This window comes from Marinobacter sp. CP1, from assembly GCF_001266795.1.
GTDB lineage: Bacteria > Pseudomonadota > Gammaproteobacteria > Pseudomonadales > Oleiphilaceae > Marinobacter > Marinobacter flavimaris.
Genome location: NZ_CP011929.1, coordinates 3,173,787 through 3,196,222, shown reverse-complemented (window position 1 = coordinate 3,196,222; position 22,436 = coordinate 3,173,787). Strand labels below are relative to the sequence as shown.

At 57.3% G+C, this 22,436-nt stretch carries 23 protein-coding genes and 2 tRNA genes; 11 read left to right on the top strand and 14 right to left on the bottom strand.

The annotated features are described in order from the left end of the window. Positions 1-46 precede the first annotated feature (46 nt). The 7 genes from ACP86_RS14740 to ACP86_RS14710 all read right to left on the bottom strand — a co-directional run bounded on the left by ACP86_RS14740 (position 47) and on the right by ACP86_RS14710 (position 5,858). A complete protein-coding gene (locus tag ACP86_RS14740; protein ID WP_008176323.1) occupies positions 47-1,024 on the bottom strand; it encodes a TAXI family TRAP transporter solute-binding subunit in 978 nt (325 codons plus the stop codon). Between the two features lie 224 nt (positions 1,025-1,248). Beyond that, entirely contained in the window at positions 1,249-1,674 is a 426-nt protein-coding gene (locus ACP86_RS14735) for a secondary thiamine-phosphate synthase enzyme YjbQ (protein WP_053114606.1), read from the bottom strand. Positions 1,675-1,688: 14 nt separating this feature from the next. Further along, entirely contained in the window at positions 1,689-2,753 is a 1,065-nt protein-coding gene (locus tag ACP86_RS14730; RefSeq protein WP_008176327.1) for a succinylglutamate desuccinylase/aspartoacylase family protein, read from the bottom strand. A 3-nt stretch (positions 2,754-2,756) separates the two neighbouring features. Continuing rightward, positions 2,757-3,662 carry a 30S ribosomal protein S6--L-glutamate ligase gene (rimK, locus tag ACP86_RS14725; RefSeq protein ID WP_008176329.1) on the bottom strand — a complete coding sequence of 302 codons (906 nt, stop codon included), beginning with the start codon at positions 3,660-3,662 and terminating at the stop codon, positions 2,757-2,759. Next, positions 3,659-4,156: an ATP-dependent zinc protease gene (locus ACP86_RS14720; protein ID WP_041644996.1), complete on the bottom strand. Its 498-nt coding sequence runs from the start codon at positions 4,154-4,156 to the stop codon at positions 3,659-3,661. Before ACP86_RS14720 ends, rimK begins: the two co-directional genes overlap by 4 nt. Continuing rightward, positions 4,137-4,997, bottom strand: a complete 861-nt coding sequence (locus ACP86_RS14715) for a mechanosensitive ion channel family protein (RefSeq protein ID WP_008176333.1) — start codon at positions 4,995-4,997, stop codon at positions 4,137-4,139. The genes ACP86_RS14720 and ACP86_RS14715 overlap by 20 nt, the downstream gene beginning before the upstream one ends. 51 nt (positions 4,998-5,048) lie before the next feature. Then, entirely contained in the window at positions 5,049-5,858 is an 810-nt protein-coding gene (locus tag ACP86_RS14710; protein WP_014576232.1) for a hypothetical protein, read from the bottom strand. Between the two features lie 165 nt (positions 5,859-6,023). Between ACP86_RS14710 and phrB the strand changes: the two genes are divergently transcribed. Next, positions 6,024-7,427: a deoxyribodipyrimidine photo-lyase gene (phrB, locus tag ACP86_RS14705; protein ID WP_053114605.1), complete on the top strand. Its 1,404-nt coding sequence runs from the start codon at positions 6,024-6,026 to the stop codon at positions 7,425-7,427. A 172-nt stretch (positions 7,428-7,599) separates the two neighbouring features. Here the strand turns inward: phrB and ACP86_RS14700 are convergent, their stop codons facing one another. Genes ACP86_RS14700 through hemA form a run of 4 tightly spaced genes read right to left on the bottom strand, consistent with a single transcriptional unit; the run spans position 7,600 to position 11,576 of the window. Further along, entirely contained in the window at positions 7,600-8,346 is a 747-nt protein-coding gene (locus tag ACP86_RS14700; RefSeq protein ID WP_053114604.1) for a molybdopterin-synthase adenylyltransferase MoeB, read from the bottom strand. 14 nt (positions 8,347-8,360) lie between these two features. Further along, entirely contained in the window at positions 8,361-9,212 is an 852-nt protein-coding gene (gene prmC / locus ACP86_RS14695; RefSeq protein ID WP_053114603.1) for a peptide chain release factor N(5)-glutamine methyltransferase, read from the bottom strand. Next, the gene (prfA, locus tag ACP86_RS14690; RefSeq protein ID WP_008176342.1) at positions 9,202-10,290 is read right to left on the bottom strand and encodes a peptide chain release factor 1; all 1,089 of its coding nucleotides are present in this window, start codon (positions 10,288-10,290) and stop codon (positions 9,202-9,204) included. Before prfA ends, prmC begins: the two co-directional genes overlap by 11 nt. Continuing rightward, positions 10,287-11,576, bottom strand: coding sequence for a glutamyl-tRNA reductase (hemA, locus tag ACP86_RS14685; RefSeq protein ID WP_008176344.1), 1,290 nt, complete (start codon positions 11,574-11,576; stop codon positions 10,287-10,289). The genes prfA and hemA overlap by 4 nt, the downstream gene beginning before the upstream one ends. A 247-nt stretch (positions 11,577-11,823) precedes the next feature. On the opposite strand from hemA, the gene ACP86_RS14680 reads away from it, so the two are divergent. From ACP86_RS14680 to ACP86_RS14640, 9 genes are all read left to right on the top strand, one after another. Continuing rightward, positions 11,824-13,572: a tetratricopeptide repeat protein gene (locus ACP86_RS14680; protein WP_053115539.1), complete on the top strand. Its 1,749-nt coding sequence runs from the start codon at positions 11,824-11,826 to the stop codon at positions 13,570-13,572. After that, positions 13,569-14,201 (top strand): lipoprotein insertase outer membrane protein LolB, encoded by a 633-nt coding sequence (gene lolB / locus ACP86_RS14675; RefSeq protein ID WP_053114602.1) that lies wholly within the window; start codon positions 13,569-13,571, stop codon positions 14,199-14,201. The genes ACP86_RS14680 and lolB overlap by 4 nt, the downstream gene beginning before the upstream one ends. After that, positions 14,198-15,061 carry a 4-(cytidine 5'-diphospho)-2-C-methyl-D-erythritol kinase gene (gene ispE / locus ACP86_RS14670; RefSeq protein ID WP_053114601.1) on the top strand — a complete coding sequence of 288 codons (864 nt, stop codon included), beginning with the start codon at positions 14,198-14,200 and terminating at the stop codon, positions 15,059-15,061. Before lolB ends, ispE begins: the two co-directional genes overlap by 4 nt. Positions 15,062-15,080: 19 nt before the next feature. Then, positions 15,081-15,155 (top strand) — tRNA-Gln (locus ACP86_RS14665). A 52-nt stretch (positions 15,156-15,207) separates the two neighbouring features. Next, the gene (locus tag ACP86_RS14660) at positions 15,208-16,158 is read left to right on the top strand and encodes a ribose-phosphate diphosphokinase (protein WP_008176348.1); all 951 of its coding nucleotides are present in this window, start codon (positions 15,208-15,210) and stop codon (positions 16,156-16,158) included. A gap of 166 nt (positions 16,159-16,324) precedes the next feature. Continuing rightward, positions 16,325-16,975, top strand: a complete 651-nt coding sequence (locus ACP86_RS14655; RefSeq protein WP_041644993.1) for a 50S ribosomal protein L25/general stress protein Ctc — start codon at positions 16,325-16,327, stop codon at positions 16,973-16,975. Between the two features lie 30 nt (positions 16,976-17,005). Continuing rightward, positions 17,006-17,593 (top strand): aminoacyl-tRNA hydrolase, encoded by a 588-nt coding sequence (pth, locus tag ACP86_RS14650; RefSeq protein ID WP_014576222.1) that lies wholly within the window; start codon positions 17,006-17,008, stop codon positions 17,591-17,593. A gap of 37 nt (positions 17,594-17,630) precedes the next feature. Then, positions 17,631-18,722 carry a redox-regulated ATPase YchF gene (gene ychF, locus ACP86_RS14645; RefSeq protein ID WP_014576221.1) on the top strand — a complete coding sequence of 364 codons (1,092 nt, stop codon included), beginning with the start codon at positions 17,631-17,633 and terminating at the stop codon, positions 18,720-18,722. A gap of 92 nt (positions 18,723-18,814) precedes the next feature. Beyond that, positions 18,815-18,891: transfer RNA gene (locus tag ACP86_RS14640), tRNA-Met, on the top strand. 78 nt (positions 18,892-18,969) lie between these two features. On the opposite strand, the gene ACP86_RS14635 is transcribed toward ACP86_RS14640, so the two are convergent. Beyond that, entirely contained in the window at positions 18,970-19,713 is a 744-nt protein-coding gene (locus ACP86_RS14635) for a substrate-binding periplasmic protein (protein ID WP_053114600.1), read from the bottom strand. A gap of 235 nt (positions 19,714-19,948) precedes the next feature. After that, the gene (locus ACP86_RS14630; RefSeq protein WP_227507727.1) at positions 19,949-20,764 is read right to left on the bottom strand and encodes a transporter substrate-binding domain-containing protein; all 816 of its coding nucleotides are present in this window, start codon (positions 20,762-20,764) and stop codon (positions 19,949-19,951) included. A gap of 202 nt (positions 20,765-20,966) precedes the next feature. On the opposite strand from ACP86_RS14630, the gene ACP86_RS14625 reads away from it, so the two are divergent. Then, positions 20,967-21,401, top strand: coding sequence for a PACE efflux transporter (locus ACP86_RS14625; protein WP_053114599.1), 435 nt, complete (start codon positions 20,967-20,969; stop codon positions 21,399-21,401). Between the two features lie 273 nt (positions 21,402-21,674). On the opposite strand, the gene ACP86_RS14620 is transcribed toward ACP86_RS14625, so the two are convergent. Then, complete coding sequence (locus tag ACP86_RS14620; protein WP_053114598.1) at positions 21,675-22,340, bottom strand: hypothetical protein; 666 nt, start codon at positions 22,338-22,340, stop codon at positions 21,675-21,677. Positions 22,341-22,436: the final 96 nt, after the last annotated feature.

Sequence of the window (22,436 nt, the reverse complement as noted above, 5' to 3'; positions counted from 1 at the left end):
CCATACATTGCAGGAGGCTGCAGGGCAGCCTCCTGCTCGAGCACTGTTACTTGATCTGGCTGTCTTCGATCGGGTAACCATTCTCGTTGAACCAACGCGCAGCGCCCGGGTGCCAGGGCAGGACGTTGTTCTTTGTGTAGTTCTCGGGTACCGAGTTACGGGCCGCCTTGTGAATGGAGACCATCTTGTCGTTGTTCTCCATGGTCAGCTTGGTGATTTCATACACGAAGCTTTCAGATACATCACAGTTGACCATCGCGAAGTTCCACATGGATACCACGCGGGAAGGCGCATCCAGGGACTGGTAGGTGGACGCCGGAATGATGAACTCGGACACCGGGAAGTTGCTGATAATGGTCTCGGCCTCGGCATCGTTCATACCGATGATGTTCACGTCGGTTTGCACTTCCAGCTGGCTGACCGCAGGAATGGGAATACCGGCGGCGAAGGCAACCACATCAATCAGTCCATCCTGAAGCTGACCGCCCAGATCAGACCAGCTGCCGTTGCGGCGTTCGAAGTTCACACCCAGGGTCTCCATCATGCGCGGAAAGTAGGTGTCCGAGGTGGAGCCCGCCGGACCAAAACCGATCGTGGCGCCATCAGGGATATCGGCGATGGAAGTAATGCCAGAGCTGGATAGCGCGGTCACCGAGAACGGTGTTTCGTACATCGGGAACATGGCGCAGACGTTGTCCATCTTCATGCCCGGCGCAAGCGGGCTGTTACCGTCCATGGATTCCCGAGCCGGGCCCATGGTGGTCAGGCCAAACTTCAGGTCGCCGGTGTGCACCAGCGCCATATTCTGAACCGGTCCGCCGGTGATCTCGGCACCACCGGAAACGCCCAGGTTTTCAGCCACAAAGTTGGCCCAACCGGAACCGTAGGCAAAATAGGTTCCACCCTGACTGGCGGTGCCAACGGTGAAGTTGCTCGGCCAATCCGAACGATCTTGGGCTGTTGCGGGGGTTGCGACTGCGAAGGTGGAGGCAAAGGCCACCGCCATTACGGCTTGGGTTTTCATAAGGAATGCTCCCGATTCATGTTGTTTGTTGGGTGCTCAACGAAGCTCTAACAGCTCCGGTGGGTAACCCAATCAGCAAGGAGCAGACCAGATCTCGATTAATTCGGAAAAACAGGGCCTTACTAAAATCAGAGCAAGGTCAGGCGCTGGAAAATGGGTGGATATCCACCCATCGGAAAGAGCAGATGGGTGAATCCCGACACGTAGGGCGTTTCGGGTTCTGGCTACCAGCGACCCTGAAGAGTCGCCACAATACGACGACTACCGGCTCGATCCCGATGCTCGCAGAGATAAAGTCCCTGCCAGGTTCCAAGTGCCAGGCGACCATGGCTGACCGGGAGGGTCAGCGAGGGGCCGACCAGGATGCTTTTGATATGAGCCGGCATGTCGTCGGGCCCTTCCATAACGTGCTCATAGTGCGGCGCATTCTCCGGCACCATGACGTTGAAATGGCGTTCCAGGTCGCCCCGCACATCCGGATCGGCGTTCTCGTTCACCGCCAGCGAAGCGGAGGTATGCTGGATGAACAGGTGCAGCAAGCCGACTTCGCAGTTGGTCAGGTCCGGCGCCTGGGCAAGGATTTCATTGGTGACCAGATGAAAACCCCGCGGCAGCGGCGCCAACTCGATAAACGACTGATCCCAGATCATGACAGCCCTCTCGGTTATTTCTGCCGGTCATCCCAGGGGTGCACGGGAACCACATCGTCGCCGACATCGCCCTCGTAGCTGCTGCGGAAATAATCCATCGCTTTTTCCGCCTCGCTGAGCTCGTCAAATCGGGCGACGTGGTAAATTGCCTCGCCCTCGTTTACCAGTGGCAGGTTATTCACGCAGATTACGATACCTGAGCAGGGTGACACCACCGCGGTTTCCGATTCGCCGAAGGGATCCGCCACCATGGCCAGCCTCTGGCCTTTGCGAACCTTCTGGCCCAGCCGGGCGACAGGCCTCATGATCCCATCGATATCCGCCCGCACCCATTGGGAATTGGCCGCGGTTTCAGACCGCTTTCTCGGTGCCTTGGGCCCCTTCTTCGCCGGGATCATTTCGAGTTCACGCATCACCCGAATAACCCCTTTCACACCGCTGCCGATCACCACGTCATCAAATCGCAGAGCCTCTCCGCCTTCGAAGGTGATCACCGGAATGTCCTGTGAATCAGCGTAGGCCCGCAGGCTTCCCTCTCGGAGCCCCGAATTGATTATGATCGGGGCACCAAAGGCCTCGGCCATGCGCACGGTTTCCGGATTTTTCAGCTCGGCACGAATTTGCGGCAGATTGAATCGATGAACTGCACCCGTGTGCAAATCAATAATGTGGGTAACCCGCTCCATAATCTGGGTGCGCAGCAGGTAGGCAATACGCCCGCCCAGGGAGCCACTTTCACTGCCGGGAAAACAGCGGTTCAGATCCCGCCGGTCAGGCAGGTATCGGGTGCGCTGCACGAACCCGAAAATGTTCACGATAGGCACCGCAACCAACGTGCCCCGAAGGTGCCTCAACGCCGAATTGGTGAGCACCCGACGAACGATCTCAACACCGTTGATCTCATCACCGTGAATGGCACCACACACCATCAATACCGGGCCACTTCGCCGGCCGTGCACAACCTCAACGGGAATGTGCAGCGGCGTATGGGTGTACAGCTTGGCGACCGGAACTTCCACGGTTTGCCGGGTTCCGGCCTTTACCTGGGTCCCGGCAATTTCATAGGGGGCACGAGCCATGCTTTAGCCTCTCCCCTTGGTCCGGGTCTTCCAGGGCTTCTGATTCTTTTCGGTCCAGTTAATGATCATGCCGGCAACGTTCTTGCCGGTGGCGTTCTCGATGCCCTCAAGGCCAGGCGACGAATTCACCTCCATTACCAGTGGCCCCCTGCTGGAGCGGAGCAGGTCAACACCGGCAACGTTAAGGCCCATGGCTTTGGCGGCCTTGATAGCAGTGCTGCGCTCCTGTGGGGTGATGCGTATGAGGGAGGCAGTGCCGCCCCGGTGCAGGTTCGAACGGAATTCGCCCTCGGCACCCTGACGCTTCATGGCGGCGATCACCTTGTCGCCAATCACAAAGCAACGGATATCGGCACCGCCAGCTTCCTTGATGAATTCCTGCACGAGAATATCCGCTTTCAGGCCCATGAAGGCTTCAATCACACTCTCCGCGGCCTTGCGGGTTTCTGCCAGCACCACGCCGATGCCCTGGGTACCCTGCAGCAGCTTGATCACCACCGGCGCCCCGCCCACCATCTGAAGCAACTCCGGAACGTTGTCCGGCTTGTTCGCGAAACCGGTAATCGGCATTCCCACACCCTTGCGGGCCAGCAATTGCAGCGAGCGGAGCTTATCCCGGGAGCGGCTGATGGCCACGGATTCATTCACCGGAAACACGCCCATCATCTCGAACTGGCGCAACACCGCCGTTCCGTAAAACGTCACCGATGCACCGATCCGCGGAATCACCACATCGAAATCCTCAAGGACCTCCTCGTGGTAGTGGATCTGTGGATTGGCCGAGGTGATATTCATCGAACAGTGAAGGCAGTCAATCACCTTCACTTCGTGGCCACGATTAATGCCCTCCTCCACCAGACGGCGGGTCGAGTAGAGGTGCCGGTTTCGTGACAGTACCGCTATTTTCATTTTTCAGTCCTTAAGGCCGGCTTGCCGGCAAGATAGGAAGCTTCGGGATAGATCACTGAGCGCCCTGACATAGCGGTACGGCCAAGCAACATCCGGAACCGCATGGAATCTCGGTTGGTCAATGTCATTTCAATGGGCCATTTCTGGCCGCCAATCAGCAGCGTGGTCTCGATGACCAGGCGCATTTCCTTGTGGCCGCCGGAATCAGACACGTTCCGCTCATCCAGCACCCTGGCGTCACACTCCACCACCTGGTGAAGATCGTTCTGTACCGGATGAACCCAGAAGCGCACGCGCCGTTCACCGTTTTCCGTGTAGGGTTCAGTGCGGAACGTGTGGAGACAGGAAGTTCTGGCTCCGGTATCGATTTTCGCCTTGATACGGCTGATATCCAGGTCCGGCAGCGCCACCCATTCCCGCCAGCCAAGACTCATCTTACTCTCGGCGGGGGTCGGTGGGATGGTTTTGATAACGTCAGCTGTCTTTGTCGACATCCGGGAGATCCTTTTCAGTGATTTTTTCCGGCCCCAACAGCTGAACACGGAACGGCTCTGAATGGCTACCCGCATAAACGCTGGTGTGGGGGAACGGAATTTCAATGCCTTCCCGATCCAGGGTTTTCTTGATCGCGACCATCATGCCGCTTCTCCCTTCAAGCACCTTTTCCTTCGGCACCCAGTAAGAGAACTGCAGATCGACCGAGGATGGACCAAACGCTGTCACCAAGGTGAAGGGCTTGGGTTCTTCGAGACAGACCGGATTCTTTTCTGCCAGATTCAGAAGCAGACTTTCCACCCGCTCTACATCTTCAGCGTAGGCAATCCCCACCGTCAGGTCGAGCCGGCGTATCGGAAACCGGGAACGGTTGACCACCCTTGTCTTGATCAGGGTTTCATTGGGAATCCGCACGTACAGGTTGTCTGGCGTGCGTAACTTCACGCTCAGCATATCAATGCCGACGACTTCCCCGATGGTCGCGTCTACCTCAATGAAGTCACCGATTTCAAAGGGTTTTTCCACCAGCAGAAACAGGCCGCTGATCATGTTCGACGCCGAGGTCTGAGAAGCAAAACCAATGGCAACGGTGAGGATACCGGCAGCGCCGAGCACCACATCCAGAGAGAACCCGGCCTCCCGCAGGGCCGCCACAAAAAACAGCACCACGATGACGTAAAACACCAGCCGCCGAACCATGACGGTATGATGGCGGGAGGTGCGCTGCGCCATGAAACGGCCGACACTGCGGGCCGCCAGAGACCCGAGGAACAGCCCCAACACAACAAGAAAGGCGGAACTGATCCACTGCCCCCAGGCAATATCGGTAAAAAACTGCATTACGCCTGTTTGCATTGTTTCCAGCAAAGCGTCGACTCCATCAGATCCGTTTCAGCCAAACATCCGGTCAAACGCCCGGACAAGCCGGCCGCGGGCCATTTTTTCACGAGCATCCGCCACCGGCCGGCAGGTGCCCGCTGCGGCCAGCAACGACTGTTCCACATGCAGACTCGCTGAATTCATGTCGGTCTCAACTTCAACGGTTACCCCCGGCGTCCAGAGCTGGCCCCGATCGTTCTGGTGCAATGACAGCAACGGCGTGGGCAGACTGAAGCGCTCAAGCAGCAGGGGCTCATCCCGCCGGTTGATCAGCGTCACCGGCGTGACGGCTCGCCAGGGGCGTTTCGGCACCGCCTCAAGCACAAGACGGGCAAAACTATGAGAGGTATAACAAAGCTCGCCCTCCATGGTATTTCTGCCCACCCAGGTCATCGAAGGCGACGCCAGGGGAATTTCCGTCAACACGGTTTGCTTGTCGCCGGCACAGACCTTCATCCAGACCAGCGTGCCCACGTAGATTGTGCAACGGCCGCCGGCGGGAATCGTCAGGGGCTGGAAAGGACGAATCACGGTAGGCATGTTTGCGAGTGCCGGCAGGAATGTCACGGTCGACGACTGGTTTTCCCGAATGAAACGCTGCAGCGGCACAGAAGCCGAAGGCAGAGTGTGGCCGATATTTTCTGTCCAGCTGGCCGGATCCGTATCCAGTTCCAGCGTTTCTGAACGAATCTGCCATTCCTGGTCCAACAGAGTCACCCACAAACGAATATGACCCAGTTGATGATACTGGGTCTGGCCGGAAGCCAGTGAATAAGGCTGGGCCCAAACGCCGTCACGGCGACCTTCGCTGTTGTTCTCCATTCCTGCCACAGAACTCCTTGAGGATCGGCCGGCTGAATTGCTGTAAAAGTGTCCTAACTATAATCCAATCAGCCAGCCCGGGCGAATATCCAAGTTGGTGATTTTATTGATACACCGGGCTGTAATTACACTTACATCAATCCCTCAGACAACTATGGATTACGGATGACACAACTGGTCTGGTTCCGAAACGATCTCCGGGTTGCCGACAACCCCGCCCTCACAGCCGCCTGCGAAAGCAGCGAAGAGGTGCGAGCCTGTTTTATTCTCACCCCGGACCAATGGCAGGAACACGATTGGTCGCCGGCCCGGGTGCAATTCGTCGTCGCCCACGCCAACGCCCTGGCCGAAGAGCTGGCCAAGCTGGGTATACCGCTGTCCTTTATTCACGCAAAACGCTTCGACGACAGCCTTGGCAAACTCGAGAGCCACTGCGAAGAGCACGGGGTCACAGCGCTGCACTTTAACGAGGAGTACGGCGTTAACGAGCGCAAGCGCGACAAGGCGTTGAAACACCGCTTTGATCAACTCGGCATTGCCGTTCGCAAATACCGCGACCAGACAGTTGCACCAGTAGGCGAGATCCTCACCCAACAGAATGACCCCTACTCCGTATTCACACCGTTTTCGAGACGCTGGCGCAGCTGGATAGAAGAAACCCATCCGGGTCTTTTCCCAACGCCCAAAGCCAGGGGTAACGCCGTAAGCCCGGAACAGATTGACTCCATACCCGAAGCCTTTCGAGACGCCCCCGAGCCCCTCGTTGCAACCGGTGAAGATGCCGCCCACGACCAGCTCGAGCGCTTCCTCGAAAAACGCGGCGGTGCGTACAAGGAAAAGCGTGACTTCCCCGCCATCGATGGCACCAGCCAGATATCCCCTTATCTCGCCAACGGTGTTCTCTCTGGCCGGCAATGCCTGATAGCCGGCCGACAGGCGCAGGGCGCCGGCGGCAACCAGGAAGGCCTGGGAACCTGGATCACCGAAATCGCCTGGCGGGATTTCTACATCAACATCCTGTACCACTTCCCCAGAGTGAGCATGCACCGCGCCTTCAAGCCGGAAACCGAAACTCTTGAGTGGAACACCCCGGGCGACAGGTTCGAAGCCTGGAAAACCGGCAACACCGGCGTCCCCATCGTCGACGCCGCCATGCGCCAACTCAACCAGACCGGCTGGATGCACAACCGCCTGCGCATGATCACCGCCATGTACCTCACCAAAAACCTGTTCATCGACTGGCGCCTGGGCGAAGCCTACTTCATGTCAAAACTGATCGACGGCTTCCTGGCCTCCAACAACGGCGGCTGGCAATGGAGCGCCTCCACCGGCACCGACGCCGCTCCCTACTTCCGCGTGTTTAACCCGGTTACCCAGAGCGAGCGATTCGATCCCGATGGGGATTTCATCCGGGAGTGGGTACCGGAGCTAGCGAAACTGGATAGCAAACGGATTCACGATCCGGGTGCGAAAGGTGGTGTTATTCCGAAGGGGTATCCGAGGCAGATCGTTGATCTTAAAGAAAGCAGGAAAGAAGCGATCGCAAAATTCCAGGAATTGAAGAATTAAACTGAACCGGAGTCGGAGAGCGGGCTGACTCGACAGTATGACGAGGGGCTGGAGACAGTCTTTCCAAAACTGTGCGGAGCCATGGATGGCGGAGCCCAAGCGTCACATGGACGTGCCGCAAGGAGCGTGTTTTGGAAAGACTGTCTGCAGCCCCGCTGCCCGAGGCGTCAAGTCAACTGGAACAAACCGGACAGGAAGGATCTCTGGCCAGCTTCATCTCCCGCCACTGCATCTCCCAGGCATCCAGAATCAGCAATCGCCCCACCAGAGGCGAGCCAACCCCGGAAATCACCTTGATGGCCTCCATGGCCTGAGTCGCCCCAATCATCCCGACCAGAGGCGCAATCACGCCCGCCTCGGAACAGGTCAGATCCTCATTGCCCTGCTCCGGATACAGACAGTGGTAGCAGGGGCTGTCCTCCCGCCGGCTGTCGTAAACCGAAACCTGCCCCTCGCCCCGAATGGCCGCACCGGACACCAGCGGAATTTTCGACGCCACACAGGCACGGTTCAGCGCAAACCGGGTGTTGAAGTTATCCGTGCAATCCACCACCAGGGTTGCCTCCGCGACCGTCCGCGTCAGAGCCTCACCTTCGAGGCGCTGATTCAGGGCGGTAACAGACACCAGCGGGTTGATCCGACGAATCCGATCGGCAAGGCTTTCCGCTTTGGATTCACCCAGCAGCGAGGTTTCAAAACCGATCTGGCGCTGAAGGTTAGCCAGTTCGATAGTATCGTCATCCACCAGGGTCAGGGTCCCGACACCTGCGGCGCCCAGATACAGAGCCACAGGACACCCCAGGCCGCCGGCACCGATCACCAGAACCCTGGCCGACTGCAGCTTTTCCTGGCCGGCAATATCGAACCGGGGCATCAGGATCTGCCGGCTGTAGCGCAATAATTCGTCGTCACTGAGCATCTGCATCTCCACTGTTAGGCACCCGAAGACCATTGTCCAAGTGTCATCCGATCCCGGTTGCCATAATCCTGCCGGGTCTCAACGGCTTTAAACCCGCGAGCGTGAAACAACTGTGCCACGGCCTCTGCCTGGTCGAAACCATGCTCAACCAGAAGCCAGCCGCCTTCAACCAGCCAGTCCGGCGCCTGGCTGATAATCAGCCGCAGATCATCAAGGCCATCGCTCCCGGATACCAGGGCCGAGGCAGGTTCGAATCGAACGTCCCCTTCCTCAAGATGGCGGTCGCTATCGGGGATATAGGGTGGATTGGAGACAATCAGATCAAACCTCTCTGGCTCCAGCCCCGAAAACCAGGAGCTCTGGACCACGGAAAGGTTCAGGCCAAGGGCAACGGCGTTTTCACGAGCCAGCGCCACTGCCTCGAGCACGGCATCACAGGCAGATATTCGCCAGCCCCCGTGCTCACTGGCGAGAGCCAGGGCAATGGCACCCGTCCCTGTTCCCAGATCCAGCACACTGGCTTGCGGTAATAGCGGCAAAGCAAGAGCAACTTCCACCAGGCATTCGGTATCCGGTCTTGGAATCAGGGTGGAGGCACTGACTTTCAGCGGCAGTGACCAGAATTCCTGATGCCCCAACAAATGTGCCACAGGCCTGCCGGCCACGCGCTCCTGCACAAGCGCCTCAAAGGCCTCAGCGTGAGTGTCGGTCACCTCACGTTCCGGCCAGGCCCGGAAACTGGTCCGGCTGAGCCCCGTAATGTGGCTAAGCAGCAGCTCGGCATCCAGCCTCGGCGAATCACTTTCAATTCGGCTGGATGCCTCCGTCAGAAGGGCTTCACAGGTCAGTAAGGGTTTACTGGTCATCGGCGAGAGAGGCGAGCAGCTCGGCCTGGTGCTCCTGCTGCAGAGGCACGACGACGGCGTCCAGGTCACCGGCAATGACTTCGTCGAGCTTGTAAAGGGTGAGATTGATCCGATGATCCGTCACCCGCCCCTGGGGAAAGTTGTACGTACGGATCCGTTCGGACCGGTCGCCACTGCCCACCAGGCTCTTGCGGGTCTCGGCCATGGACTTTTGCTGCCGCTCGGTCTCGGCGTTCTGAAGCCGAGAGGCCAGCAGGCTCAACGCCTTGGCGCGGTTCTTGTGCTGGGAACGCTCTTCCTGGCATTCCACCACGATGCCCGTTGGCAAATGCGTTATCCGGATCGCCGAATCGGTCTTGTTCACGTGCTGGCCGCCAGCACCTGACGCACGAAACGTGTCTACCCGCAGATCCGCCTTGTTGAGCTCGATGGCCTCGGCCTCATCGGCCTCGGGCATCACCGCCACGGTGCAGGCGGAGGTATGGATCCGGCCCTGGGATTCGGTTTCCGGAACACGCTGCACCCGGTGGGCACCAGACTCGAATTTCAGGGCACCATACACTCCGTCACCGGCCACGCGCGCAATCAGTTCCTTGAAGCCGCCGTGCTCGCCTTCGCTCTCGCTCAGAACCTCCACTTGCCAGCGCCGGCGCTCGGCATAGCGCAGATACATCCGGAACAGGTCGCCGGCAAAAATGGCAGCTTCGTCACCACCGGTGCCGGCGCGAATCTCCAGGAATACGTTCTTGCCGTCGTTCGGGTCTTTCGGCAGCATCAGGCGCTGGAGCTCTTCATCGAGCTCCTCGCTCTTCTGCTCGGCAAGTTGCAGCTCTTCCTCGGCCATTTCCCGCATATCGGCGTCGCCATCTTTCGCCAGCTCGCGCGCAGCCTCGATGTCATCCAGGGAGTGCTGCCAGGCCTGGAAACAATGAACAATGGGCTCAATCTCGGCGAACTCCCGGGAAAGGTCCCGGAACTTGTCCTGCTGGGAGATAATGGAGGAATCACTAAGCAATGCACTGACTTCCTCGAAGCGGTCAGAAAGCTGCTCGAGGCGGGATTGGATCGATGGCTTCATAGTTTTTCCGGGGTTGTCGTCGTGTCCGCGTCCAGTGCATCCAGCTGGTGCAACTCACGCAGCCACTCTGTCACCTCGGTGCGACCTTCTGTGGTGGCCTTGCGAACCTGCACAGAGGGCTCGTGCAGGAGTTTGTTGGTAAGGCCGCGTGCCATACTGCGCAGCACGGTTTCAGGATCTGTGCCATTGCGCAGGGCGCGCAGGGCTTTTTCGGTCTCCGCATCGCGCAGCACTTCGGCACGCTGACGGAACTGCTTGAGCGTGGACACCGCATCCAGCGCCCTTAGCTGGTTCAGAAAATCCTGAACCCCGGACGCCACCAGATTCTCGGCCTCCCGGGCCGCACCCTCACGAGAGCGGATATTCTCTTCGATAACCTGGCGCAGGTCGTCCACCGTGTAGAGATACACGTCGTCCAGCGAGGCCACCTCCGGCTCGATATCCCGGGGCACGGCAATATCCACCATGAAATAGGGGCGGTGTTTGCGTTTCTTCAGGGCTCGCTCAACGGCACCTTTACCAAGGATCGGCAATGGGCTTGCCGTTGAAGAAATAATAATGTCGACATCGGCCAGATGTTCCGGGATCTCGGACAGCACAATACCCTTGCCACCACGGGATTCTGCCAGTGCCTGTGCCCGCTCAAGGGTACGGTTGGCCACCAGGAAGTCTTTCACGCCGGCATCCGCAAGGTGCCGGGCCACCAGTTCGATGGTTTTGCCGGCACCGATCAACAGGGCCTTGTTGCGGGACATGTCGGCAAATATGTGATGCGCCATGCTCACCGCGGCATAGGCAACAGAAACGGGATTTTCACCGATGGCAGTCTGGGTCCGCACTCGTTTGGCGACCGAGAAGGTATGTTCAAACAATCGGGACAGGAACGAGCCGCTGGCGCCGTGTTCCCTGGCCAGGGAATAGGCATCCTTCAATTGCCCGAGGATCTGTGGCTCGCCAAGCACCATGGAGTCCAGGCCGGCGGCCACTCGCATCATGTGCCTGACGGCATCGCCATCGCGGTGCACGTACAGCGCTTCTTCCAGTTCCGCGGCGTCCATTCCATGGAAGCCGGCCATCCAGCGAAGCACCATGGGGGCGCAGTCATCATCGCCGGCCAGGTACAGCTCGGTCCGGTTACAGGTAGACAGTATCGCCGCCTCGGTGGCGCCTGACGTCGCACGCAGCTCGGCGAACGCCTCCGCCATACGCTCGGGCGTAAACGCCACTCGCTCCCGTAGTTCTACGGGGGCCGTGCGATGATTGATTCCCAGCGTTACCAGTGCCATTTCGTGGTTGTACAACCTTTTGCCGATGAGCGGTTTAGAGACGCGCAATTACTGGACATTTTAACGGCCAGCGGCCTGAGCTGCCACCCAAAACCACCGCAGCTTCGGCAAGTGCGGACAGGTTGGGCAAGATCAGGTGCTTATGCCATTATAGGGATTCGGCTGAGGCCGCGACCCGATCTACCTCAATTCCGGGGCTGGAGCGTGGTTATTTCAGATGCGTTTTCGACAGATCATGGGAAGTTGCATGCACAAATCCGTACCGTTTCTGTTTACCTGCCTGCTTGGCCTCACGCTGGCAGGTTGTGCCAGCCTCACCGGCACAGAGGAAGCGCCTGCCAAGAGCGAAACCGTCGCCGCTGGGGAAAAGACAGAACCACAACCGCCGGTTGAATACGCCGATTTTGAGCCCGAAACCCTCTATTTGCTTCTATCTGCCGAAATTGCAGCCCAGCGCGGACGCTACGACATTACCCTGGTTAACTACCTGAAGGCTGCCAAACAGTCCCGAGACCAGGTGGTGATCGAGCGGGCGATGCGAATCGCCCAATCCCTGAACGGCGATAACGCCCAGAAACAGCTCGCCGAGCTGTGGCTGGACATCGACCCGGATAATCTCCAGGCCCACCGGATTTCTGCGATCCAGGCCGTAAAGGGAAACGACCTCCAGACCGCCATCCATCACATGGAACGGATCATGGATCAGGGCGGTGATGCTGACTTCGACAGCCTTGCCGCTATGGCAGCCAATCTGCCGCCAGAGCAACAGCAGGAATTGCTTGCCCTTTATAATGAGATGTCGGACCGCCACCCCGACACCCCGGAACTGGAATACAGCATTGCGCTCCTGTTGAAAGTAACCGGGCAGCCACAGCAAGCCCTGGACAGACTCGAACCACTCCTTCAGGAAAACGCAAACTTCCAGCCGGCTATCATTCTCAAGGGCGACCTGCTCTACCAGACCGGTCAGAAAAGCAGCGCCCTGGATTACCTGCTGACCAACACCCGCCGCTTTCCGGGCAACCGACAAATGGGCACCCTTTACGGCCGCATGCTTATAAATGAAGGTGAATTACAGGCTGCCCAGGATGAATTCAATCGCCTCGTAAAGCGGTACCCGGACACGCCGGGCCTGCGACTCTCTCATGCACTGGTCGCTCTTGAAAATGGGCAGACCGACCTGGCCCGGCAAGAACTGACACAACTGGCCGAACAGGGCCACCATACCAGCGAAGCCAACTACTACCTGGGCCGCATTGAAGACCAGGCAAGCAATACCGAGCAGGCCATTGGCTATTACCAGAGCGTGGAACAGGGCAATTACTACTTCCCGGCCCTGGCCCGCGCCAGCGCCCTGCTGGCCGAGAATGGCCAGCTTGAGGACGCCATTGACCGCATCCGCAGGCTGCGCGAAGCCAATCCCCGCCAGGCAGAGAACTTCTGGCTGCTGGAGGTGAACCTGCTGCTGGATCAGGAACAACAACAGCAGGCCCTGAGCACCGCCACGGAAGCCCTGGAAGAACATCCGGACAATATCGAGATCCGGTACGCCCGGGCCATGCTCTACGATGGCATCGGACAGCCTGCCGAAGCCGAAGCCGACCTGAAGCAGATTATCGAACAGGAACCGGAAAACGCCGTTGCCCTGAATGCCCTGGGCTACATCCTGACCACTCGGACAGACAGACTCAGAGAAGCCCGCGGCTATATCGAGAAAGCTCTGCGGCTGGACCCGAACAATCCGGCCATTCTCGATAGCATGGGCTGGGTCCTGTTCCTCGAAGGCCAGCTCGAGCCGGCGCTAGAGTACCTCTCCCGTGCCTGGGCCGCCTTCCCCGATCCGGAAGTTGCCGCTCACTATGGTGAGGCGCTATGGATGAACGGAGCCGAAGAACAGGCCAGAATCATCTGGCAGGAAGGCCTCGAACAGGACAGCAATCACGAAGTGCTCAGAGAAACCATCGATCGGCTGACCAATGGTGGTGACACCGAATGAGACTGGCGCGAATTCTGGCCGCACTGACGATGCTTGCCACCCTCGGCGCCTGCACTACGATCCAGATCGATCCATTGCCGGAGGGCATGACAGACCAGCCTCCGGCTGACTGGACCACTCGCGCAGCCAGTCTCGACAAACTCGACCACTGGAAGCTGTCCGGGAAGCTGGCCGTACGCCAGCCATCCGACAGCGGAACCGCCATCATCAATCACTGGACTCAGGATGGCGAAGCCTACGATCTTGCCCTCTCCTCATCTTTCCTCGGTATGGGCGCCACGACACTCAAAGGGGTTCCCGGGTTTATCGAGTTAACCCTGCCGAACGGCGAAACCTACCGCTCGGGCGAACCGGAAGCGCTGGTCGAGGCGGCGACGGGCTGGCAGCTGCCACTGGAGAATCTGACCTGGTGGATTCGGGGCCTGCCATCCCCCGCCAGCGACTATCGCCTGCTGTTTGATAATCAGGGCACCCTGGCCATAATCCGCCAGAACGGTTGGGAAATCCGCTACGACCGCTGGCAGGCCTTCCTCTCCGCTTACCCTGCGCTGCCCGCCCGGATTACCGCCCTCAAGGACGACAAGCGGGTGCGCCTGGTGGTCAGCGACTGGCAGGAGCAGCCCGAGTGACACCCGACCTGATACTGCCCTCACCGGCCAAGCTGAACCTGTTCCTGCACATTGTCGGCCGCAGGGAAGACGGCTATCACGAGCTTCAGACCTTGTTCCAGTTCCTGGACTACGGCGACGAGCTGAGCTTCACCCTGACACCCGGCGAGCCGGGGGTGGGACTCGCGGAGCCTGTTCCCGGTGTCGACGACGAGGACAACCTCATCATTCGCGCCGCCAGAGCACTCCTTGAGAGGGCTCAAGGCGACTTGCCCGGGGTCACCATCGGCATCACCAAACGGCTGCCCATGGGCGGCGGTCTGGGCGGCGGCAGCTCCAATGCTGCAACCACTCTGCTGGGCCTGAACCATCTCTGGCAGCTCGACTTGAGCACCGATGAGCTTGCCGGAATAGGCCTCGGCCTGGGCGCCGATGTGCCGGTGTTTGTCCGGGGCCATGCCGCCTTTGGTGAGGGAGTTGGTGAAACACTGACCAACGCAAATCCGCCGGAAGACTGGTTCGTTGTCCTCAAGCCCGGCTGCAACATAAACACTGGCAAGATTTTTTCCGAGCAAGGGTTGACAAGGAACACCCCGAGAATCAAAATAGCGCCCGCTTTTGAGGGAGACGCCTCGAGGTACCGAAACGACTGTGAGGATGTAGTTCGAAAACTGTATCCTGAGGTTAACCAGAGCCTGGAATGGCTTTCACAATTCGGACCTGCAAGATTAACCGGAACCGGGGCTTGCATATTTGGACGTTTCCCGACAGAATCCGCAGCCCGGATCATCTGGGAAAGCAAACCCTCCGGCGTCACGGGGTTCGTAGCTAAAGGGGTGAACAAATCACCTCTACACAAAAAGCTAACAGAGCTGAAATGATGCCAAAAAAGCACGATACTGGGGTGTCGCCAAGTGGTAAGGCAACGGGTTTTGATCCCGTCATGCGCAGGTTCGAATCCTGCCACCCCAGCCACCTTTCTCCCGCTTCTTCTGAATCAAACGCCGATACTGAGAAGGATGCCGTCGTGTCCAAACTGATGATCTTCGCTGGCAACGCCAACCCTGAACTGGCTCAAGCGATTGCCCGCAAACTCCACATTCCCATGGGTCAGGCCACTGTAGGCCGCTTCAGCGACGGGGAAACCACCGTCGAGATCAATGAGAATGTCCGCGGCCATGATGTGTTCATCATCCAGCCGACCTGCTACCCCACCAACGATAACCTGATGGAACTGATCGTGATGGCCGACGCACTTCGCCGTGCTTCCGCTACACGGGTCACCGCCGTTATCCCCTATTACGGATACGCGCGCCAGGATCGCCGGGTACGCTCTACCCGTGTTGCCATCAGCGCCAAGGTGGTTGCAGACATGATTTCCAGCATCGGCGTTGACCGGGTCCTGACCGTTGACCTGCACGCCGACCAGATCCAGGGCTTCTTCGATATCCCGGTGGACAACATCTACGCCACACCGGTCATGCTTGAAGACATCTTCAAGCAGCGTTTCGAGAACTTTGTCGTGGTATCTCCGGACGTTGGCGGCGTGGTTCGCGCCCGTGCCGTGGCCAAGCGCCTGGACGACGCCGACCTTGCCATCATCGACAAGCGTCGCCCGAAAGCGAACGTTTCCCAGGTAATGCACATCATCGGTGATGTCAAAGACAAGACCTGTATCCTGGTAGACGACATCATTGATACCGCCGGCACGCTGTGCAAAGCGGCCAACGCCCTGAAAGAACACGGCGCGGCCCGCGTGGTTGCCTACATCACCCACCCGGTTCTCTCCGGCCCGGCCATTGATAACATCAATGCCTCACAGCTGGACGAACTTGTGGTCTGCGATACCATCCCGCTGGGTGACAAAGCGCATAATTGTGATAGAATCCGCGTCCTCGGAATGGCCGGGCTGCTTGCGGAGTCGATTCGCCGCGTGAGCAACGAAGAGTCCATCAGTGCCATGTTCGAGAATGCCTGAGTGACCTTTCGGTCGTAATATCAAGGCATTACAAGCAGTTACCGGGTCGGGAGCCTACACAGGCTCCCGACTCTTTTAGTCAGCCGGAAAAATCCGGCTTTTCAGAAACATCACCTGATCCTACGCCTGGTCGCGGGCAGTTCAGGTGACGATTGAGGTTATTACCATGTCTCAGGAATTTGTTATCGAAGCATTTCCTCGTGACGATCAGGGGAGAGGTGCGAGCCGCCGCCTGCGTCGTGAGGAACGGAAAATCCCGGCCATCATTTATGGTGGCAACAAGGATGCAACTCCGATTGCCATCTGGCACAACGAGCTGAAGAAAGCCCTGGAGAACGAAGCATTCTTCTCCCACGTTCTGACCGTTGAGCTGAACGGCAAGAAAGAAAGCGTAATCCTGAAGGATCTGCAGCGTCACCCGTACAAGCCGATCCTGACCCACGCTGACTTCCTGCGTGTTGACAAGGACCACGAGATCCACGTCAACGTACCGCTGCACTTCATCAACGAAGACACCGCACCGGCTATCAAGCTCCACGGCGGTGTAGCGAACCACCAGATCAACGAAGTTGAAGTGATCTGTCTGCCGCAGAACCTGCCCGAGTTCATCGAAGTGGACATGACCACTGTCGAAATGGACCAGGTAGTTCACCTGAGCGACCTGAAACTGCCGAAAGACGTCAAGATTGCCGCCCTGCTCCAGGGTGAAGATCACGACCTGCCGGTTGTGGCTATCCATAAGCCGCGCGGCGCCAAGGTTGATGACGAAGCCGAAGACGGCGAAGAAAGCGAAGAAGGCGGCGAAGACAAGGAGTAATCACTCCTTAACTGAGGAGGACAACGGCGAATGGCGCAGGATATTGTCATGGTGGTTGGTCTGGGGAACCCCGGCGCTGACTACGAGAATACCCGCCACAACGCCGGCGCCCTCTTCGTGGAAGCTCTGGCTCGCACCGCGGGCCAGACGCTCCGCCCCGAAAAGAAGTACCACGGGCTCTATGCCCGCATTCAATGGCAGGGCCTGGACCTGCACCTCCTGAATCCGACCACTTTCATGAATCGCAGCGGCCTGGCCATCAAGGCGCTGGCGGACTTCTTCAAGATTCAGCCCCAACAGATTCTGATTGCCCACGACGAACTCGATCTACCCCCGGGTACCGCAAAGCTCAAGAAAGGTGGCGGCCACGGCGGACACAACGGTCTGCGTGACGCTATCGCCCATCTGGGCACCAACGATTTCCAGAGACTGCGCATCGGTATCGGCCACCCCGGAGACAGCCGCAGGGTAACCGGGTACGTCCTCGGCCGCCTGGGCAAACAGGAAACCGAGGAACTGAACGCAGTGATCGACGAAATCATGCGGGTATTACCGGATGCAGCCAGCGGCAAACTCCCCGCCGCCATGAATCGCCTGCACAGTTTCAAACCGGTATAATCCGCTCAAATTTTTCCAGTACCAGCAGAGGCATTCCATGGGATTTAACTGCGGCATCGTCGGCCTTCCCAACGTCGGCAAATCTACCCTGTTCAACGCATTGACCAAATCCGGCATTGGCGCGGAAAACTTCCCGTTCTGCACCATCGAGCCCAACGCCGGTGTCGTCGCCATGCCGGACCCGCGCCTCAACAAGCTGGCGGAAATCGTAAAGCCGGAACGTGTCGTCCCGACCACCATGGAATTTGTCGACATCGCCGGCCTTGTGGCAGGCGCATCCAAGGGCGAGGGCCTGGGCAACCAGTTCCTGGCCAATATCCGCCAGACCGATGCCATCGCCCACGTGGTGCGCTGCTTTGAAGACGGCAATGTCATTCATGTCGCCAACAAGGTAGACCCGGCCTCCGACATCGAAGTCATCAACACCGAACTGGCCCTCGCCGATCTGGAAACCGTTGAAAAGGCCATCAAGCGGGTTCAACGCGTGGCCAAGAGCGGTGACAAGGAAGCCAAGGCCCAGCTGGAGATGTTCGAGAAACTGCTGCCCGTGCTGAACGAGGGCAAACCGGTGCGCAGCATGAACCTCGACAAGGACCAGATGGCCCTGATCCGGGAACTCTGCCTGCTGACCGTGAAGCCGACCATGTACATTGCCAACGTCAGCGAAGACGGGTTCGAGAACAACCCGCATCTGGACACGGTGCGCAAGATCGCCGAATCGGAAAATGCCGTGGTAGTACCCATCTGTAACAAGATAGAGGCCGAAATCTCCGAACTGGAAGACGATGAAAAATCCATGTTCCTGGAAGAGATGGGTATGGAAGAGCCAGGCCTGGATCGCGTCATTCGCGGCGGCTACGGCCTGCTGGGCCTGCAGACCTACTTTACCGCCGGGGTGAAGGAAGTCCGCGCCTGGACCGTAAAAATCGGCGCCACGGCGCCTCAGGCCGCCGGCGTGATCCACACCGACTTCGAACGCGGGTTCATCCGGGCAGAAGTGGTGAGCTACGACGATTTCGTTCAGTACAACGGCGAAGCCGGGGCCAAGGATGCCGGAAAATGGCGCCTGGAAGGCAAGGAATACATTGTTAAAGACGGCGACGTTATCCACTTCCGCTTCAACGTGTAATTTTTCAGGAAAAACTGGAGCCTAAGCCTTGACAGAAAGGGCCCAAATACTGAAAATACGCGCCTCGTTTGGGGCGATGCCCAAAGCGAAATGGCAAGGTAGCTCAGTTGGTTAGAGCACAGCACTCATAATGCTGGGGTCGGCGGTTCGACTCCGCCCCTTGCTACCAGTATTTATAAAGCCCGGCTCGTAAGAGTCGGGCTTTTTTTATACCTGAAAGGTCGGCGGACAACTCACCGACGCCAAGTCAGCCTTCCGGATCTCGCTGTCTCCCGGGGATATCCCAGGCCTCATGATTCTGCTCGCCAATTAAGCGACAGGCTCGTATTGCATCCCGGAAGTCTTCCTTGAGCCGGCTATCCTTCACTTTGTGGGAAATGTACATGGACAAATCTATCCAGGCGGCTGTCCGTTCATAATATTGTCCTTGATAACCTTCAAGATAGAGATCCGTCATAATCCAGGGTAGAACCACGACATCGACACGACCGAGCCTGAGCATTTCGACCGCTTGAGCCCAGTCAGAGACATGAGTGACGGTAGGGCTATCGCCCTTTAAAAGCTCTAAACCGGCAAATTTTCGGACAAATCCAAACCTGAGCCCACTCATGCTCTCCAAGGGCGGCAAATCCTCGACCATGAGATACACGTACTCCAACTGGAACAACGGATCGCCGAAGTCCGCGTACTGATCCCTTTCTACCGTTTGAATTAACGGTAATCCAACCGAGATTCCCCCCTTTTCCAGCTGTCGAAGTATCTGGGCCAGCGGCATGTTAACGAATTTGAAATCCCCATCTACTCGGCTAAAAACACACCGGTAATAAGGTGCGAAACGACCCACGAGCCTTCCATCTTCTACGGAAATTTCACGTTCTATATCGGCAAAGACGCCAACAATATGGGGGCGTTTTGAATCGGCAGGCAGAGATATAGAGAAAAACAGGAGCAAAAGGAAATTCAGAAGCTTGAGCCATACGAGCCTTTGCATGTCTCCCCCTCCAATCGTGCGAATACAGCGCACACTATCGAAAGCATTCAAGCAAACAACGGTGACAATTACTTATCCATAACTTCAAACGCTCTCTTCATAGTAGCTGTCGTATCGGCACTGTGCCCCTCTTTTCCTTACCAACCGGAGCACGCAATGTGTGCGATGGAACATCACAACGACGAGAGGAGTGGCCGTTTTTTATTTGGTTAACATCAAATTGACTCGATCATGATCAATCTTCCAGATCCCCGCGTCTGGTGGGGATCTCCCAGCTGCCCTGGTTTTGCTCCGCAATAAACCGGCATTTTCTGATTGCCTTTCTGAGATTTTCCGTCAAACCACCATCTTCCGCGCGATGTGAAATGTACATCGAAAGGTCTACCCAGGCGGCAGTCCGATCATAGTAGGGTTGGTCGAACCCCTTCATATAAAAATCGATGAGCACCCAGGGTAGAACAACGACATCAACACGACCGCGCTTGAGCATCTCGACGGCCTGGCTCCAGTCAGAAACGGGGATTACGACTGGGTCAGCACCTCTCAGGAGCTTATCTCCGACAAACTGCCGGACAAAAGCGAACCTAAGGCCACTGAGACTATCGAGGGGTGGCAAATCGTGCAGCAAAAGATAGACATACTCCGTCTGGAACAATAGGCCGCCAAAATCGGCGTATTCATCCCGCTCGGCCGTCTGCACCATCGGCAGACCAGCGGAAATACCACCTTTCTCCAAGCGGTAAAGCATTTGAGCCAACGGCATTTCAACAAATTGGAAATCGCTCTCTACCCGGCTGAAAACACATCGATAATAGGGCGCAAATCGCCCTACCAGCTCGCCATTTTCAACAGCTATTTCCCGATCGATACCTTCGAAAACCCCAATGACATGGGGGGAGTCTGAATCGGCCAGTAGCGATAGGGAGGACAGTGACAGCCAAACCAGCAGGAAGAGCTTGGGTGAAGTAGGCCAATCCATGATTCTCACCTCCAAAGCACGCGAGTCCGTTAGGTGCTTTTCGATTGCATTGCGTATCAAAGAGGCCGCCATTCTTTTGGTAGCCTTACTGCTGCTACGCACAATAATAGTGATCGCACCACAAAATTGCCCATTTTTTGGTCACTTTTTCTTCTTCTGCCCCACTTGAAACGACTTTGACAGTTCCTCATTTGGAACTTCCATACACCGCCCGCATTCACTTACATGTCCAGACAGTGAACGCAGAGCTGAAGGCTTTCGTACAGTACTAGCCATGAGATCAACCAAAGATAGAGTTCGCCAGGCCATCTCCTTCGAAGTGATCGGCCTCCTGCTGTCCGTTCCCCTCGCTGCCGTTACGTTCGGTTTCGATATGGGCAGAACTGGCGTTCTGGGTGTGGTTGGCGCCACCATCGCGACAATCTGGAATTACCTGTTTAACCTGGGATTCGATCACGGCCTGAAGCACTTCACGGGCTCAACCCAGAAATCCCTGCCGGTTCGTTTCCTGCACGCGGTGAGTTTCGAGCTGGGTCTGATGCTGATTTTCCTGCCGATTATTGCCTGGTGGATGGGCATCGGTCTTCTTGAGGCTCTGATCGTGGATATCGCGTTCGTAGTCTTCTATCTGGTGTATGCGTTCGTATTCACCTGGAGTTACGACACCATATTTCCTGACACGGATGCCAAGAAATCCAACGCCACTTAAACAAACTTTGACAATCCCGGGGGCAGGAGTCGGATAGGATAGAGGCTTCACCCGAATGCGTTTTAAGGCTGTATCGCATTATGAAATCACGCCATGCACTCACTGTGTTCCTGGCCGTTATTCTGGTTCCAATTGCCCTTGGGTTCGCTGGCGCGAGCGTGAAGGCAGGTTTGGTGTCCATTGGCGTCTTCTGGGGCTGCCTTGGAATCTTTTTTTACCCTTCGCTTACCGAATATCTTAGAGCCCGAAAGAGACAAAGACACCGGTAGGCATCTATTTTTCAGTGCTACAGCTTTGGACAGCCTCAAGAATCCGGGCCTGGAGTTCCTGCTCCAACATTGAAGACATGTAGAGAGAGGCGGGAATTGTACCTGCGCGCTTCATGAAAAGGTTCTTTTCGAGCCCGGCCAGAACCTTGGACGCAATCAACGTGGGCACGACAATAACGTCAATGCGACTCTTCTGGAGTAGCGGTGGCAATTGGGACCAATCGCTTACTTCCTCAATGATCGCATCGGGGTCTGCGATCAGATCTCTACCAACGAACTCTCTTGGAATGCCGTAAGTCAGGCCCAGCTTTTCATAATTGTCAGGAAGGCGGCTTTTCGACACAAACACATAATCGGCTCCCAGCAAAGTTCCGCCAAATTCAGCAAACTCATCCCTGTTGGCGCTTCTCGCCAGTGGAATCAGGATATCTGCACGGTGCTTTCGAATCTCCAAGAGTCCTCGTTTGAGGGGCGCCCTTATAAACACAACCTCTTCTTCTGCATGATCGAAGACACACTGATAGAGTGATCCTATAGTGCCCACCAGTTTGCTGTCCTCCACATCCACGAGGTGGGCCATGTCACTTGATACGATCACACGTAACGCTGCGCTGGAACCCGAGGCCACCATTAGCATAATCGTCGCAAGCATTATCCTTAACTTCACCATGGGAACATCCACAATCCTTTTGCACCTAGCTACAGTATGAACGTCAGCTCTAAACCGGTTTACAGTGAGGGTACTGGCGCTAAACTCTGTGGCATA